Below are 14,900 nucleotides of genomic sequence, written 5' to 3'. Positions count from 1 at the left end.
GCTTCACTGCTCGGATGCGGTCTTCGTACGAATACATGGACTAGCTCCTGATAGTCCAAGAATTCCGCCGCACCCCCTTCTGGCTATTTACAGATGTCGCACCTGGAGCGTTTTGAGATCAAGCTGGACTGGTTTTCGCACTCTGCGGAGGCCAGCCATGAGCGATCGAGGCGATCGCCATGAGCATGCGTGAACTCGATCGATCTGGTCATTCAGGACGTCGCGGAGGCACGACTCAAACCCGGACGTACGGCTAGAACCAAAAACACCTGCGTGTCTTCCAGATAGGAGATCACGAAAGAATAAGGCGAATGAGCAGCCATCACGCCCTTGGTTTGTTGATGACGGCCTATCCGCGCCATGCGTGTCACATACCCCGCTGCACTCACTCTGCAGGAGGCGTCTCGTCCCACTTCATCGGGTTTTCCGTCGTGAAATGGAAGCGCGAACGAAGCTCGGGATTTGCCACGCCTTGACTCAATACCGCCAAGCCGCCGATCTGCTTGAGCACATCATCGGTAATCTGCGGCTCGGCGTCCTCTGTGCCAAGTGGCACGTTCATCGCTGTTCCGCGCGATATTTGACGCTCAATGACGCTCTGCACCTCGCTGCGGACCACGGTGCAGACTTGGATTTGGCGAACTTCTTCGTTGTAAAAGACGAGAGTTACACGCTGGGGTTTGGGCATCAATAGCCTCTGCATCGTTGATAGTTCGAAAAGGCGGTTTCTTTGCACACCGCAAAGGACCGTGGATCTCTAGTCATTGCCGCCACTACATTGCATTGATCTAAGTCGAATTCATATGCCGAGAAGCAGTCAGCCTCGTCACCATCGCTTACGCCCCTAGCCGCCATGTCGAAAACATCATCAAGCGACGAGTCCTCAGAATACTCGAACGGCGATTCACCGCCGAGCGGCGTGCTTTCGTCGCCGAAGTTTACTGCGAGCGGACGATCGTCGTCCGAACCGCTTCCACCGAGAACGGCGCCAGCCGCATCCTCGACCGCGCCGAGCCAGTCGAAACCGCTACTGCCGCCAGCGCCCCCGCCCATCCTTCCAGCGAAGGAGTTGGCCCCGCTCACTTTAGCGCTGACGCCGCCGGTGCCCTTGCCTGCCGCCCCATCGCCCGCAACTCCACCGCGCTGGCTGATCGGAATGTAGTAGGGATCGCGCGGCGCGTATTGGAATTCAACCTGCTTCGGCCAACGCTGCGGCGCGTCGGATGGCACATCGAATCTTGGCGACAGGCGCCATCTCCGATCCACTACCGGGATCAACTCGCCATCGCGCACGGCCTTGCGAAAGAATCGCTCGATCTCTTCGTTTGAGGCCGGCTGCCGCCAATGCACAACGCTCAGCAAGGTCCGAAGAAAACGCTGGATCGTGCGTAATGCTTCCCCGCCCGCAACCGTGCGCAAATCGAGGTTCGGGCGGAAGTATCGATCGAAGGCGATGCGATCTTCATCGACCGTCTTACACGCGTCTTTTTTCAAAAACCAGAACTCTGTGCCGCATTGATGACGCGGGACGAGCGTGCATTGCCATCCGATATTCAGCGGCACGTCCAACGTGTTGAAGGACGGCTTCCATTCGCCAAAACCAAAGCCCATCTGGATCGGACCTCTCAGACTTCTTACTGAGAGCACAGAATAAACGTGGCTTTCGGGCGGGAGCGTGAAAAATTGTCAGTGTGTGCGCAGCATCGTACTCGGTCATTCTCGGCGGCCGAGCGTAGCCACCGCGCGAACAATGGCGCGCCGTGTGGCAGCGAGCAAGTCGCCTTCGTCGTCGTCAGCGTCTCGTCGATTTCGCCGCAGTCGAAATGCCTTGCTCCAGCAAACGGTGACGCAAGTGCTTCAGCGCCCTGCCGTTCATATCGCCTGCTTCACCGTTACGTTGCTGGCTCAAGCACTGAGCAAATCGTCCTCCACATTCACTCCGTCGCCCCTCACATCCCCTACGAACCGATCACGTCCAAGGAACATGCACGCCGTCCAGATTCCTGTCGAGCTGAAACGCCGCGCTAATAAGCGCGAGATGCGTCAACGCCTGCGGAAAATTACCGAGCGCCTCGCCGCTCGTCGCCACTTCCTCCGAGAAAAGCCCAAGATGGTTCGCGTACGCGAGCATCTTCTCGAACACGAGCCGCCCTTCGTCGACACGTCCTGCTCGCGCGAGCGCCTCCGCATACCAGAACGAGCACGCGGAAAAGCCGCCCTCCGTGCCGGGCAAGCCATCGAGCGTCGAGCCGCGCGTATAGCGGAAGATCAGCGGATCGACGCGCAACTCGCGGCCGATCGCGTCGAGCGTGGCGATCCAGCGCGGATCTTTTGGACCGATGAAGCGCACGAGCGGCATCATCAGCGCGGAGGCGTCGAGTGTGGCCGAGCCCGGCGTCTGCACGAAGCTCTTGATGTCGTCGTTCCAGAACTGTTCGTGAATGTCGCGATGGATTTCATCGCGCGTCCTGAACCAGTTTGCAAGCGGCGCGGGCAGCGAGCGCTTCTCCGCAAGCCGCAGCGCGCGATCCAGCGTCACCCAGCACATCAGCCGCGAATGCAGCAGCGCGCGCTTGCCATTGCGAAACTCCCATATGCCGTTGTCGGCCTCGCGCCAGTGTGCGACGACGTAGTCGACCGTGCGCGTCACGTGGCGCCAGCCATCGTAGGAAACGGCCGCGCCGTACTTGTTGTAGAGATAGACCGAATCGAGTAACGCGCCATAAACATCGAGCTGAATCTGATCGCGCGCCTCGTTGCCGATCACGACCGGTCCCGGCACTTCGCCGACGAGACTCGTCAACTCGGCTTCCGCGAGCGCGTCGGTGCCGTCGACGGAGTACATCACGCGCAATTGGCCGTGCGAGCTGCAATCGCGGCTGCGCTCGGCGATCCACTTCATGAAGCGTTCCGCTTCGCCGGTGTAACCGAGGCGCAGCAGCGCGTAGACGGAGAACGCGGCGTCGCGTATCCATGTGAAGCGATAGTCCCAGCGGCGCGAGCCATCCTGCGCCTCGGGCAAGCCGAAGGTCGGCGCGGCGACGATCGCGCCGAATTCCTCCGAGCTCAGCATCTTCAAGGTCAGCGCCGAGCGCAGCACGACTTCGCGATAACGCCCGCGATACGTCGAACGCGACGACCACGCCTTCCAGTAGTCGATGGTCCCGGCGAGGATCGAATCGTGATTCGTCTCGATGTCAGCGAGCCCTTCGCCCTCGCCGAGCACGAAGCATGCGCAATCGCCTTCCTCGAAATCCAGCGTGGCGCACGCGGCCTGGCTGTCGGTCGCGAGCGGCACGTTCGCGAGCAAGCGCAAGGACGGCGCGCCATCGTCGCGCACGAATTCGATGCCCTTCTCCACCGCATGCGCCGTGTGCTTCGCGCGCGCGTAATCGAAACGCGGATCGCAACGCACGTCGAGCGTCATGCGTCCGAACACGAGCCGCACGACGCGCAGCACGCAGTTCGGCAACGCATCGGCGCGCGTTGCGTTCGACGTGACCGGCATCAGATCGAGTAACTCGCAAACGCCATCGCCGGTCATGAAACGCGTGAGCAGCACGTTCGTTTCGGGCAGATACATCTGCTTGACGTTGGCATGCGATGCGCGCGGCGTGATCGAGAAAGCGCCACCGCGCTCGCGATCGAGCAGCGCGGCGAAGAGCGTGGGCGAATCGATGCGCGGAAAGCACATGAAGTCGATCGCGCCCGACAGCGACACGAGCGCCGACGTCTTCATGTTGCCGATCATGCCGCGCCCGTCGACGGGCAACACGGCCGGCGGAACCTGCTGGGGATGGTGTCCCATCGCGAAGTGCTCCCGACGAGCATTGGAATGACATCGTCGGACGGCGAGCAAGTCATATTCCTGTCGAACGTGACAGGTTCGATGCCTGCGACAAACCCTGGACGCCGCGTATCAACGCGCGGCGGTTCGCTCGCCCTGTACCGCTTCGGGGTTCTTCGGCGCGTCGCCGAAACCCGCCGCGCTCGCGGCGCCGTCCCGCGCGGCGAGTGCGGAAGGCGTCGGCACAGGCGCATCCGCATGATGCGACCGGCCGAAGCTCGCGATATAAACCACGGCCGCCACGGCGACGCCCACCAGCACCGCCGCCACCGCCACGCCCGACGACTTTCGTCTCATTACTCCTCCCTTTCGGATACGATGACCCGGCTCGCGGCCCGGTCCCGCGTCGATGGTAGCAGCGCGGGGCGTGTCGCCTGCGTGGGCCGCCACGCACTGCAGCACAGGAATTTCACCGCAACCCCAGGACACTTCATGCACGCTGCCACGGCATTCAATCTGGTGCTCGTCTCGCTCATCGCGATCATCGCGCTCGAAGTGCTCGCCAGGCGGCTTAACCTGCCGCCCGCGGCCGCGCTGCTCGTCGGCGGTGTCGCGATGGCGTTCGTGCCGGGCTTGCCGCATATCGAGCTGGACCCGGAGCTCGTGCTCGTCGTGTTCCTGCCGCCGCTCCTGATGTACGGCGCGTACTTCTTCGTGTGGGACGACTTCAAGCGCAATCTGAGCGGCATTCTGCTGCTCGCGATCGGCGCGGTCGCGTTCACGACGTTCGTTGTCGGCGTCGCGGTGCATCTCGTCGTGCCCCAACTTCCGTGGGCCGCATGCTTCGCGCTCGGCGCGGTCGTCTCGCCGCCCGACGCGGTCGCGGCGAAGGCCGTGCTCGAACGCGTCGCGCTGCCGCGTCGTCTGATGGTGCTGCTCGAAGGCGAAAGCCTGCTCAACGACGCGGCCGGCCTCGTGCTCTTCCGCTTCGCGCTCGTGGCCGCGATGAGCGGCGTGTTCAGCGCGCCGCGCGCAGTCGCAAGCTTCGCGGGCCTCGCGATTGGCGGCATCGTGGTCGGAGTCGTGGCGGGCTTCATCGCCGTGAAGCTCTTGCGCGCGCTCCAGGACGATTACCTCGTTATCACCACGTCGATGCTCACCTCGTGGGTCAGCTATATCGCGGGCGAGGAGTTAGGCGTGTCGAGCGTCATCGCGACGGTCACGTGCGGCATGGTCGTGGGCTGGCATCAGCATGAGGTTTTCACGGCGGCGCAGCGCATGCGCGGCACGGCGTTCTGGCAGGTCGTCGTGTTCGTGCTCGAAGCGCTCGTGTTCGTGCTGATCGGCTTGTCGCTGCGCGGCATCGCGGTGCGGCTCGGCGGCGTAGGCGATGCGTTCGCGCTGCTCGGGCCCGCGACGGCCGCGGTGATCGCCGTCGTGATCCTGTCGCGCTTCGTGTGGGTGTTCGGCGTCGAGGCGGTGAAGTGGTTCGCGTGGAATGTCGCCGGGCGCAAGCGCGCGAATGCCGATGAAGCCGGCGTCGCCGTTCCCGACTGGCGCGCGGCCACCGTCGTGAGCTGGGCCGGCATGCGCGGCGTGGTGACGCTCGCGGTCGCGCTTTCCCTGCCCGAGACGATGCCGGGCCGCGATCTCATTCTCTTCGCCGGCTTCGCGGTGATTCTCGTCACGGTGCTCTTGCAGGGCGCGACGATCGGCCCGCTCATCGCGCTGCTGTCGCTCGCGCGCGGCCACGAACGCTCGTCGCGACATCTCAGCGAGCCGCAGGCGTGGGCGCGCATGGAAACCGCGCAACTGGCCGCGATCCGGCCGCTCGTGCACGACGCGAGCGGCAACGTTATCCATCCGCGCTTGCTGGAGCAATACACGTATCGCGCCGAACTCACCCGGCGCTTCGAGGACATGGAGGAATTCCCGACGGACGCGCGCCACGCGCATTACGACGTCGTGCTCGCCGCGATCGCGGCCGGGCGAGCGGAACTGCTGCGGATGCATCGTGCGGGCGAGATTCACGACGAGCTTCTGCATTCGCTTGAGCACGACCTCGATCTTCAGGAGATCATCGCGCTTCATTCGCGCGGTTGAGCAGGATCAACTTCCAATGTCGCGCGAATGCGATGGCGCGACGAGCGGCGTCTCGCCGGATGCTTCATCGCACTGCATCCACGCGTAGGCCGTGACGGCCGCGCGCGCGTTGTTCCTCAGGCGGATGCGCCACTCGCCCGCTGCCGCGCGGCGCATGCCGTTGCGTGCGGCGGTCGGCGCGAGCGCGACGAGAATCATGTGGCCTTCGCCGCGCGCGCCGCGGCCGAGATGGACGACGGTGCAGATGGGCTCGCCGCCGCGCGTGTATGTGCCGAGATCGCCGAGCCCGAGCCATGCGCTCGCGGCATCGTCGGGCGGCACGATTTGCACGTCGACGCGGGGCGCATCGATATCGCTCGAAAGCCAGATTTCCGCGAGACTCGGCGATGCGGCGTGCGCGCGAACCGGCCAGCGCAATTCCGACTCGGCTCGATCCGCGATGGTCAATGCACCGCGACAGCGCGACAAATCCACGTTGCCGGATGGAAGCACGACGGAGCAAACGCCGCTGTCCATCAACTCGTCGAGCGCGCTTTCGATGAGCGAGCTGCCATCCTGCTGCCAGGCGACATTGCCGACATTCAAGCTGACGAGCGCATGACACGCCGCGCCGCCGGTGTCCTGCGCACGCTGCACGACATAGCGGACGGCGTCGAGCACTTCCGCATCGGGACAGGGGCCGAACGCGTCGCGCATCGTGCGGTAGCGCCTTTTGAGTTGCACGCCGATCATCGGCAAGGGCGCGTCGCGATCGGCGCCGGATTGCGCGGCGTCGGCGCTACGCAGCGCGCGCGTGGGATAGCGGCCCGCGAGTTCGGCCGCCGCCGGGCCGTCGTGCGCGAATCCATAGATGCGTGCGCCGCCCGGCGCGTGCGCCGCTTCGGCGTGAAGGCGGGCATCGTCGAGCAGCGCGTCCATCTGATGTTTGAGCAACTCGCTTCCGTAGCCGAGTCCCGCCGCGGAGTCGGCTGCATCGTTCTGGTTCCAGAAGCATTGAAAGCGTGTGCGCGTTCCGGCCGCATCCTCCGAGAAACGCGGATGCGTGAACGCGATATCTTCATCGCACACACCGACGATCGCGTTGCCCAGCCCTTCGCGCATGGGCGCATGATCGGCCGGCACGCGTTCCATGCGCGCGTCGACGTGCGACGGGATCGCCAGTGCTTCGGTGAAGCGTTCGAACTTGTCCGCGAGATCCGTGTTCAGATGCGCGAAGAACTCGTGCGTGACGTGGGCCGTGCAGAAGCGCGTCGCTTCGAGTCCGGCGGGCGGATCGCGATAAAGCGCCGACATCCAGATCCAGTGTTGCCAGCCATGACGCTCGATCATCTGCGCAAACTGCTGCGCGGTGTCGCCGCCCTGCTTCATTTCGATTGCGATCGGAATACGGCCGCGCGGCATGCCGCCCAGGTCGCGATAACGCGTCGCGTTGGCCCACACGATATATGGATCGATCCGCGCGATGGATGCGAGCGCGCGCGGCGCGATCGGCTCGAACCCTTCGCTCATCGTGCCGATCTCCCAATGCGGGCTCATCGTCCCTCCTGTCGCCTGCGTTCCGGGGAAGCGCGGCCGCGGGTATATGCCTGATCAATACGGCGCGCGGATTCATCGGTGGATATTTCGGGAACCGAAAGGAATCGGGCGTTCGCTATCGCATAACGTAGTCACTTGGGCCGCGAGAAGCAAGCTGAATTCCCACTTGCCTGCGCGCGAACTGCGGGCCCGCGCACAGTGCGCGGCGACGCGCGCGAATGTTCGTTTTTATATCGGCAACGAGATGTTTTTGTTTCGACGCGTCAAGCCGATGCACGGTTTGTCCACAGGGTTGTGCACGGAAATTGTGGATAAGATCGTGGCTGCGCGTTCACCCCGACACGCCGTCGATTCGGGCAGGATCTTGCGTCGGCATGTCTCCCTTGCGCTTGCCCTTCGCCCGCCTCGCAACCAGATTCAAACCTTCGACGAATCCCGCAAAGCCCATCGCCGCGTAGATATATCCCTTCGGCACGTGCGTTCCGAAACCTTCGGCAATCAGCGTCATCGCGATCACCAGCAGGAACGAAAGCGCAAGCGTCACGACCGTCGGATTGCGCTCGATGAAACGCGAGAGCGGTTGGGCGGCGAACAGCATGGTAGCGACGGCGAAGATGACGGCGATGAACATGATCGGCAGATGCTCGGTCATCCCCACTGCCGTGATGATGCTGTCGACCGAAAACACGAGATCGAGCAGCAGGATCTGGCCGATCGCCGACCACGCCGTGATGCTGCCGACGCTCGACGCGACACCGGGCACGGCTTCGTGATCTCTTCTGACGTGATGGTGCATCTCGCTGGTCGCCTTCCACACGAGGAACAGTCCGCCCGCGAGCAGGATGAGGTCGCGCCACGAGAACGCGTGATCGAACACCGAGAACACCGGCGCGGTCAGTTGCGCGATCCATGCGACCGTGCCGAGCAGCGCGAGCCGCATCACGAGCGCGAGCATGATGCCGATACGCTGCGTGCGCGCGCGTTGCGCCACGGGCAGCTTGTTGCTGAGAATGGAAATGAAGACGAGGTTATCGATGCCGAGCACGACTTCCATCACGATGAGGGTGACGAGCGCGGCCCACACGGCGGGATCGGCGGCAAGCGAAAGGAGATATTCCATGAGCGAAGAAAGGTCTGTCGATTGAAGTATCGCGCCATGATCGGCTTTTCTGCGGCTCGAAAAAATCAGCGATAATCGAACGCACACTTCGGTTTTTTCGATGTATCGAACAAGCACGAAAATATTGAGGACACGCGGGCATGCTCAACTATCGGCATCTGCACTATTTCTGGGTCGTCGTGAAGGAAGGCGGATTCGCGCGCGCGGCGGAACGGCTCGATATGGCGGTACAGACCATCAGCGCTCAAGTGCGCGAGCTGGAAAAATCGCTCGGGCATCAACTGTTGAAGCCGGAAGGCCGCGGCGTCACCATGACCGAAGCCGGACAGGCGGCCTTCGCGCGCGCGGAAGAAATCTTTCAGATCGGTCAGTCGATCCAGGACGAAGTGCGGGAGGCCGCGAGCGGCAAGCTCGCGCGTCTTGCCGTCGGGCTGTCGGACGGTATCTCGAAGCTCGCCGCGCACGCGCTGCTCGCGCCGGTGCTCGGCAATCCGGCGCTGCGCCTGCTGTGTCACGAAGGCGAAACCGACGAACTGCTCGGGGAACTGGCGCTGCATCGGCTCGATCTCGTGCTCGCGAGCCATCCCGCGCCGCACAATCACAATCTGCGTCTCACGAGCGAGCGGTTGATCGCCTCGCCGGTCGACTGGTACGGGCCGGTTTCGATCGTGCGCAAGAGCGCGATCGATCACTTCCCTGAAAGTCTCGCCGCGCTGCCCATTCTTCTGCCGACCGGCCATTCGTCGCTGCGCGCGCGGCTCGATCGATGGCTGGAGACACAAGGCATCGCGCCGCGCGTCGTCGGCGAGTTCGAGGACAGCGCGCTGATGGCCGTGTTCGGCGCGCGCGGTCTCGGCGTGTTCCCGCTCGCGGAATTCGGCGCGGGCGATGCGCCGCTGTTGCGCGGATTGCGCTGGCTCGGCCGCTCGCCCGATGTGAAGGAGGAAGTGCACGCGATCGTGTCGCGGCGCGGGCGGCATCATCCGTTGACGCAACAAGTGCTGGCGCATGCCACCGCCTGACTTCGGTTTTTTCGAAGTTGCTGTTCGGTTCCATCTACTTTTTTCGGACCGCGCGCAGGCCTTACGCTGAATCCATGTTCAACGAGGAGGCCTCAATGAAAGTCCTGTTCAAGTCCCGCGATCCCGAAGCCATTGCGATGCACGAGCTCGCGAAGTCACGCAGCGAATTCGTCTTTCGCCGTCTCGCGTGGCTGATCTCGAAGGCGACCGTCAGCTTGTCCGACATCAACGGGCCGCGCGGCGGCGTCGACAAACGCTGTCAGGTGGAAGTGCAGCTGGATCGGGAACACAAGGTCGTGGCGACGTCGATCGCGCGCGACTGGCGCGGGGCGATCGATCTCGCGCTCGCTCGCGCCGTACGCACGCTAGTGCGCCGGCGTCAGAACATCAAGCCGAATCGCCGCGTGCGGGCGCGCAGTCTCGTGTGGGATTTTGCGCAGGAGCCGGCGTTGCAGGAAGCCGTCGATCCCCGCGTACTCCTGATGAGGAAGATGGCCGGCGCGTAAAAGTCGCGCTCACGCCAATGCGAGCCGGTCGAGCCGCGCGTTCTATCGCGTTCTAGCGCGTGCGCACGACCCGCACCACGCCGACGATCACGCCCAGCGCCGCCGACAGCGCCGCGCCCATGAGCGCGACCCGTGCGCCGCCTTGTCCGTAGAGGCCGAACGCCACCGCCGCGAGCGCCGCGCCGAGCGACAGGCCGATCATGCGCGCCATCGTCATCAGGCCGCCGGCGGCGCCGCTGCGCTCGTGCGGCGCGGACGTCAGCATGATGCGGTTATTGGGCGTCTGGAAAAAGCCGAAGCCGATGCCGCAAATCGCGACGCGCCACACGATATCGAGGTTCGACGGTTCGGCCGGCAAGCCGATGAGAAGACATAGCCCGGCCGCCATGATCGCGAGTCCCATGCCGCCGACGAGCCCCGGCGCGTGACGGTCGGAGAGTCGTCCCGCGAGCGGAGCCACGAACACGATCACGAGCGGCCACGGCGTGACGAGCAGGCCCGTCGTGGTCGCCGTGCGCGCGAGCTGGTGCTGGAGCATGAACGGCAGCGCGAGATACGCGAGCGTCTGCGCGACGTAGGAGCAGATCGACGTCAGCGAGGACAACGCGAGGATCGGAATGCGCAGCAGATCGAGCGGAACGAGCGGCGCAGGCCGTCCGCGTTGATGACGCACGAGCGCGACGCCCGCGATGCACGCAAGCGCGATCTCGATCAGAGGCAGCGCGTGAAACTTCAGGCCGTAGCCGGGCGCCTGCCCTTCGCCCGCGCCCAGGCCGCCGACGCCCAGAATGAAAAGCGCGATCGCGCCCGCGCTCAACAGCGCGCCGGTGTAATCGAAGCGACGCGCCCCCGCCGACGGCGCGTTGGGCGCAAGCGTCGCGCTTGCGAGACACAGGCCGAATACGCCGAGGGGCACGTTCACCGCGAAGAGCCATCGCCAGTCGGCGACGGAGAGAATGCCCGCCGCAACCGTCGGCCCGAGCGCCGCCGATAGCGCCACGGCCAGCCCGAGCAGCGCGATGCCGCGTCCCACGAGCCTCGGTGGATAGACCTGTCGCAGCAGCGCGGGCACGATCGTCGCCATGCACGCGCCGCCCACGCCCTGCACCGAGCGCGCGGCAATGAGCAGCGGCAGACTCGGCGCCGCCGCGCACGCGAGCGACGCCGCCGTGAAGACCACGACGCCGCCGAGAAACACACGCTTGAAGCCGATCATCTCGCCGAGCGCCGCGAGCGGCAGCACCGACACCGCGACCGCCAGTTGATACGCCGTGACGACCCAAACCGTTTGCGCCGCGGTGCGCGTCATGTCGTGCGCGATGGTCGGCAACGCGACATTGGCGATCGACGAATCCAGATTGCCCAGAAACGAGCCGAGCAAAACGGAGATCACGGCCCAGTAATTGACGCGCTGTTGTTCTTGCGTGTGATTCGTCATCGAGCGTTCTGTTTTGGGATGAATGGCGCGCCCGCATGGTAACGGACAGAAGCCATGCGGCGCAAAACGAGCGTGCCGCGCGGCAACGATTTCCGGGAACGACGCTCCCGTCACTTCGCCGGCATCGTTGCCGCCCTGAACAGCAAGATCGTTCGATATCCGAACATAATCGACGTCAAATGAGCGGAGTTCGTGATTTTATAGCGCCGAACCGGATTGTGTTTTTTGTTCGCGATGGTAAGTTCGACGCCGACCCATCACCATAAGCGCCCAAGAAGGCGCAGGAGACACGCATGACGTCGCGATCCCCCACGCTGGCAGTGCAGACCCTGATCGACGATGCGCCGCTCTCGCGCTTTCAGATCGCCACCTTCCTGTTGTGCTTCGCGATCCTCGTGCTCGACGGTTACGACACGGTCGTCGTCGGCTATATCGCGCCGGCGCTGAAGGCGCAATTCGGTGCGGCGCCCGCGCAACTCGCGCCGATGTTCGGCGCGGGCCTTTTCGGGCTGACGATCGGCTCGTTCGTGTTCGGCCCCGTGGCGGACCGCTTCGGGCGCAAGCCGACGCTGATCGTGTCCATCGCGATTTTCGCGCTCTTCAGCCTGCTTTCGGCGTGGGCCACGTCCATCCCGATGCTGATCGTGCTGCGCTTCGTCACGGGACTCGGTCTCGGCGGCGCGATGCCCAATGCCTACACGCTCGCCGCGGAATATTGCCCGGCGCGTCTGCGCTCGACGCTCGTCGCGCCGATCGGCTGCGGCATCGCGGCGGGCGGCGCGTTGGGCGGGCTCGCCGCGCCGCATCTGATCGGCGCGTTCGGCTGGCAATCGATGCTCGTCGCGGGCGGCGTGCTGCCGATCATCCTGATGTTCATGCTCGCGCGCTGGCTGCCGGAATCGGTGCGGCATCTGGTGGCGCACGGCGAACGTCAGGCCGAAGCCCGCGCGATTCTCATGCGCATCGCGCCGCACGCCGATCTGTCGGACGCCCGCTTGACGCTCGACGAAGCGCGTGTGCGCGGTTTTCCGATCGGCCAGTTGTTGCGGCCGGGCATCGGCGGCGGCACGCTTTTGTTATGGATCACGGCGTTCATGGCGCTTTTCGTGATCTATTTTCTCGGCAATTGGCTGCCGATCCTGATTCAGCAAAGCGGCGTGCCGTTTCGCGAGGCGTCGCTGATGACGGCGCTCTATCTCACCGGCAACAGTCTCGGCGCGATCCTGCTCGGCGTGCTAATGGACCGGTTCAATCCGCAATATGTGCTTGCGGCGGCGTTCGTGTGCGCGGCGGCGAGTCTCGCTTCGTTCGGGCATCTCGCGGGCCATCCGGCGCTCGCGTGGCTGTCGCTCGTCGCGCTCTTCGTGACGGGTATCGGCACGGGCGGGACGATGACCGGCACCAACATTCTCTCGACGGGCTATTACCCGACTGCGACGCGCGCGACGGGCGTCGCCTGGACGCTCGGCATGGGCCGCGTCGGTTCGATCGTCGGTTCGATGATCGGTGGCGCGATGCTTGCCGCGCACTGGCTGCCGCCGCGTATTTTCGAAGCGGTGGCCGTGCCGGTCGCGGCGGCCGCGGTCAGCGTGTGCGCGCTCGCGGTGTATCGCGCGCGGCATCCGGCGGGCGATGCGACATCCGCCCGGACTTCGAACGAACCGCGCACGAGCAACACCTGAGCGCAACCCGAACGCAGTCCGGGCGCAACCATCTCAACCCGACACCGCGACGCGCGGCCCGCGCATCGCGAACACGCCGTCGAGTTCCGCCTTGCCGCATTCGAACGCGAAGTTCGCGGCTGCCTGCGCGCTCGGAAACGCGCGCAGCGGGCCGATTGCGCGCCGCACGCCGCCGGGCCGCTCGATCAGAAGCGTCGCGACGAATTCTCCAGCCCGATGCTGGACGATGACTGAAAGTTCACAGCCTCGATATTGGATTGGAGTGGAGTCCATCGCTAACCTCGCTTGCGTAATTGCGCCGACATGAAAGCAATCTACGCAAGGTCCGCAAAACGCGTAACCCCGCGTGTGAGTGGCTGCGAACGTAGGCCGAGCGATTTTTCGTCGCGCCGTCGGCGACGCGTGCGCGCAAACGTTTCACCCCAGCGTGCGCGTAAATGGGAATCGATCATATTTCTGCGCGAAGTTCACTGGAGTCTGTATCCTGCTTCGAAGAGATTCAGACGAAAGATGCGGGCCCCTTCCGAATCCGACCTCGCCGATGACCAGAACCAGGAACGATCGACATTGCGGACATGCCCTCCGGGCGATCGCCTTCGCGTTGTTCGCCATCGCGAGCCACGCGGCTCACGCTCAGGAATTTTCCATCCTCGCCGGTCCGCTCAAAAGCAGTAGCCAGAGCACGTATTCCTGGGAAGCCAATTATCGCGAAGGACTCGGACGTTACGCCGCCTGGAGTTTCTCCTGGGTGAACGAAGGTCATATTCCCAACCATCACCGTGACGGGCAGGCCGTGCAGATCTGGGGACGCCTGCCGCTCTGGAACAACCGGCTGGAACTGTCGGCGGGCGCCGGGCCGTATCGCTATTTCGATACGAGTCAGGCGCAGGCCGGCGGCGATTACTCGAATACGCACGGCTGGGGCGGCATGTTCACGCTGCGCGCGGCGTATTACTTCGACAACCGCTGGATCGCGGAGATGAAGCTGAACCGCGTGCAGGCGTTCGGCGGACCCGACACGACCGCGCTGCTCTTCGGCATCGGCTATCAGCTCGACGCGCCCGACGGACACGGACCGCGCGCGCGCGCCGTGCCGCGCACGACCAACGTCACGAACAACGAAGTCACGGTGATGCTCGGCACGACGATCCTGAACAGCCCCGACTCGGAAACGAATCTGGCGGAGAGCATCGAGTACCGGCGCGGACTGTGGCATTACGTCGATTTCACCGCGTCGTATCTGCACGAAGGCGGCAAGGTCCAGTCGCGCCGCGACGGCCTCGCCGCGCAACTCTGGGCGACGCGCGCGTTCTTCGACGACAAGCTCACGCTCGGCGTCGGCGCGGGACCGTATCTGTCGATCACGCAAAACGACGACCTCCCGCAGAATCGCACCGGCGACGGCCGCTTCTCGGGTCTCGTATCGGTATCGGCGAGTTACCGCTTCACGAATCGGTGGCTCGCGCGCGTGACGTGGAACCGCATGGTCACGCGTTACGACCGCGACGCGGACATCATCGAGGCGGGCTTCGGCGTGCGTTTCTAGACTCAGAAGAGCTCTTTCTGGCCGGACATCAGCGCGGTGAAATCGTCGCGCAGGAACGGCAGGATGCCGTCCGCGACCGGCTGAAGCTGCTTGCTGACGTAATGCTCGTAATCAATCGGCGCATGGCGCGCTTCCACCGGCTCGGGGCCGGCCGTCGTCA

At 64.5% G+C, this 14,900-nt stretch carries 14 protein-coding genes; 6 read left to right on the top strand and 8 right to left on the bottom strand.

From position 1 onward, the window contains the following. Positions 1 to 385: 385 nt before the first annotated feature. From AWB82_RS34795 to AWB82_RS34780, 4 genes are all read right to left on the bottom strand, one after another. Positions 386 to 688, bottom strand: coding sequence for a hypothetical protein (locus AWB82_RS34795; protein ID WP_143756970.1), 303 nt, complete (start codon positions 686 to 688; stop codon positions 386 to 388). Next, positions 688 to 1,611, bottom strand: a complete 924-nt coding sequence (locus AWB82_RS34790; protein ID WP_086973812.1) for a hypothetical protein — start codon at positions 1,609 to 1,611, stop codon at positions 688 to 690. The genes AWB82_RS34795 and AWB82_RS34790 overlap by 1 nt, the downstream gene beginning before the upstream one ends. A gap of 358 nt (positions 1,612 to 1,969) precedes the next feature. Continuing rightward, positions 1,970 to 3,808 (bottom strand): glycoside hydrolase family 15 protein, encoded by a 1,839-nt coding sequence (locus AWB82_RS34785; protein WP_086973811.1) that lies wholly within the window; start codon positions 3,806 to 3,808, stop codon positions 1,970 to 1,972. A gap of 111 nt (positions 3,809 to 3,919) precedes the next feature. Next, positions 3,920 to 4,144: a hypothetical protein gene (locus tag AWB82_RS34780; protein ID WP_086973810.1), complete on the bottom strand. Its 225-nt coding sequence runs from the start codon at positions 4,142 to 4,144 to the stop codon at positions 3,920 to 3,922. A 135-nt stretch (positions 4,145 to 4,279) separates the two neighbouring features. Between AWB82_RS34780 and AWB82_RS34775 the strand changes: the two genes are divergently transcribed. Then, complete coding sequence (locus AWB82_RS34775; RefSeq protein ID WP_086973809.1) at positions 4,280 to 5,890, top strand: Na+/H+ antiporter; 1,611 nt, start codon at positions 4,280 to 4,282, stop codon at positions 5,888 to 5,890. A gap of 6 nt (positions 5,891 to 5,896) precedes the next feature. Here AWB82_RS34775 and AWB82_RS34770 read toward each other — a convergent pair whose 3' ends face one another. Further along, positions 5,897 to 7,426: a hypothetical protein gene (locus AWB82_RS34770; RefSeq protein WP_086973808.1), complete on the bottom strand. Its 1,530-nt coding sequence runs from the start codon at positions 7,424 to 7,426 to the stop codon at positions 5,897 to 5,899. Between the two features lie 331 nt (positions 7,427 to 7,757). Continuing rightward, the gene (locus tag AWB82_RS34765) at positions 7,758 to 8,546 is read right to left on the bottom strand and encodes a TerC family protein (protein WP_086973807.1); all 789 of its coding nucleotides are present in this window, start codon (positions 8,544 to 8,546) and stop codon (positions 7,758 to 7,760) included. A 140-nt stretch (positions 8,547 to 8,686) separates the two neighbouring features. Here AWB82_RS34765 and AWB82_RS34760 point away from each other — a divergent pair, with 140 nt between their 5' ends. Continuing rightward, positions 8,687 to 9,568 carry a LysR family transcriptional regulator gene (locus AWB82_RS34760; protein WP_086973806.1) on the top strand — a complete coding sequence of 294 codons (882 nt, stop codon included), beginning with the start codon at positions 8,687 to 8,689 and terminating at the stop codon, positions 9,566 to 9,568. Between the two features lie 95 nt (positions 9,569 to 9,663). Then, a complete protein-coding gene (locus tag AWB82_RS34755) occupies positions 9,664 to 10,074 on the top strand; it encodes an HPF/RaiA family ribosome-associated protein (protein ID WP_086973805.1) in 411 nt (136 codons plus the stop codon). A 52-nt stretch (positions 10,075 to 10,126) separates the two neighbouring features. Here AWB82_RS34755 and AWB82_RS34750 read toward each other — a convergent pair whose 3' ends face one another. Further along, positions 10,127 to 11,512: an MFS transporter gene (locus AWB82_RS34750; protein WP_086973804.1), complete on the bottom strand. Its 1,386-nt coding sequence runs from the start codon at positions 11,510 to 11,512 to the stop codon at positions 10,127 to 10,129. A gap of 54 nt (positions 11,513 to 11,566) precedes the next feature. Between AWB82_RS34750 and AWB82_RS38930 the strand changes: the two genes are divergently transcribed. Together AWB82_RS38930 and AWB82_RS34745 are read left to right on the top strand one after the other, a co-directional pair. Then, on the top strand, positions 11,567 to 11,695 hold the full coding sequence (locus AWB82_RS38930) for a hypothetical protein (protein WP_268811056.1): 129 nt from the start codon (positions 11,567 to 11,569) through the stop codon (positions 11,693 to 11,695). A gap of 110 nt (positions 11,696 to 11,805) precedes the next feature. Beyond that, positions 11,806 to 13,194, top strand: a complete 1,389-nt coding sequence (locus AWB82_RS34745; protein WP_086973803.1) for an MFS transporter — start codon at positions 11,806 to 11,808, stop codon at positions 13,192 to 13,194. A gap of 33 nt (positions 13,195 to 13,227) precedes the next feature. Here the strand turns inward: AWB82_RS34745 and AWB82_RS34740 are convergent, their stop codons facing one another. Beyond that, positions 13,228 to 13,467: a hypothetical protein gene (locus AWB82_RS34740; RefSeq protein ID WP_086973802.1), complete on the bottom strand. Its 240-nt coding sequence runs from the start codon at positions 13,465 to 13,467 to the stop codon at positions 13,228 to 13,230. A gap of 268 nt (positions 13,468 to 13,735) precedes the next feature. Here AWB82_RS34740 and AWB82_RS34735 point away from each other — a divergent pair, with 268 nt between their 5' ends. Next, on the top strand, positions 13,736 to 14,740 hold the full coding sequence (locus tag AWB82_RS34735) for a hypothetical protein (protein WP_086973801.1): 1,005 nt from the start codon (positions 13,736 to 13,738) through the stop codon (positions 14,738 to 14,740). Positions 14,741 to 14,900: the final 160 nt, after the last annotated feature.

It is taken from the genome of Caballeronia glebae, assembly GCF_001545035.1.
Taxonomy (GTDB): Bacteria; Pseudomonadota; Gammaproteobacteria; order Burkholderiales; family Burkholderiaceae; genus Caballeronia; species Caballeronia glebae.
Note: the sequence above shows the minus strand (reverse complement) of the source record. Positions and strands in the feature narration are given on the sequence as shown.

Excerpts from the sequence above, each read along its gene's own strand:
- AWB82_RS34750 (WP_086973804.1), bottom strand. The coding sequence starts at position 11,512 with ATGACGAATCACACGCAAGAACAACAGCGCGTCAATTACTGGGCCGTG.
- AWB82_RS34760 (WP_086973806.1), top strand. The coding sequence starts at position 8,687 with ATGCTCAACTATCGGCATCTGCACTATTTCTGGGTCGTCGTGAAGGAA.
- AWB82_RS34745 (WP_086973803.1), top strand. The coding sequence starts at position 11,806 with ATGACGTCGCGATCCCCCACGCTGGCAGTGCAGACCCTGATCGACGAT.
- AWB82_RS34770 (WP_086973808.1), bottom strand. The coding sequence starts at position 7,426 with ATGAGCCCGCATTGGGAGATCGGCACGATGAGCGAAGGGTTCGAGCCG.
- AWB82_RS34765 (WP_086973807.1), bottom strand. The coding sequence starts at position 8,546 with ATGGAATATCTCCTTTCGCTTGCCGCCGATCCCGCCGTGTGGGCCGCG.
- AWB82_RS34785 (WP_086973811.1), bottom strand. The coding sequence starts at position 3,808 with ATGGGACACCATCCCCAGCAGGTTCCGCCGGCCGTGTTGCCCGTCGAC.
- AWB82_RS34795 (WP_143756970.1), bottom strand. The coding sequence starts at position 688 with ATGCCCAAACCCCAGCGTGTAACTCTCGTCTTTTACAACGAAGAAGTT.
- AWB82_RS34780 (WP_086973810.1), bottom strand. The coding sequence starts at position 4,144 with ATGAGACGAAAGTCGTCGGGCGTGGCGGTGGCGGCGGTGCTGGTGGGC.
- AWB82_RS34755 (WP_086973805.1), top strand. The coding sequence starts at position 9,664 with ATGAAAGTCCTGTTCAAGTCCCGCGATCCCGAAGCCATTGCGATGCAC.
- AWB82_RS34790 (WP_086973812.1), bottom strand. The coding sequence starts at position 1,611 with ATGGGCTTTGGTTTTGGCGAATGGAAGCCGTCCTTCAACACGTTGGAC.
- AWB82_RS34735 (WP_086973801.1), top strand. The coding sequence starts at position 13,736 with ATGACCAGAACCAGGAACGATCGACATTGCGGACATGCCCTCCGGGCG.
- AWB82_RS34740 (WP_086973802.1), bottom strand. The coding sequence starts at position 13,467 with ATGGACTCCACTCCAATCCAATATCGAGGCTGTGAACTTTCAGTCATC.
- AWB82_RS34775 (WP_086973809.1), top strand. The coding sequence starts at position 4,280 with ATGCACGCTGCCACGGCATTCAATCTGGTGCTCGTCTCGCTCATCGCG.
- AWB82_RS38930 (WP_268811056.1), top strand. The coding sequence starts at position 11,567 with ATGCGGCGCAAAACGAGCGTGCCGCGCGGCAACGATTTCCGGGAACGA.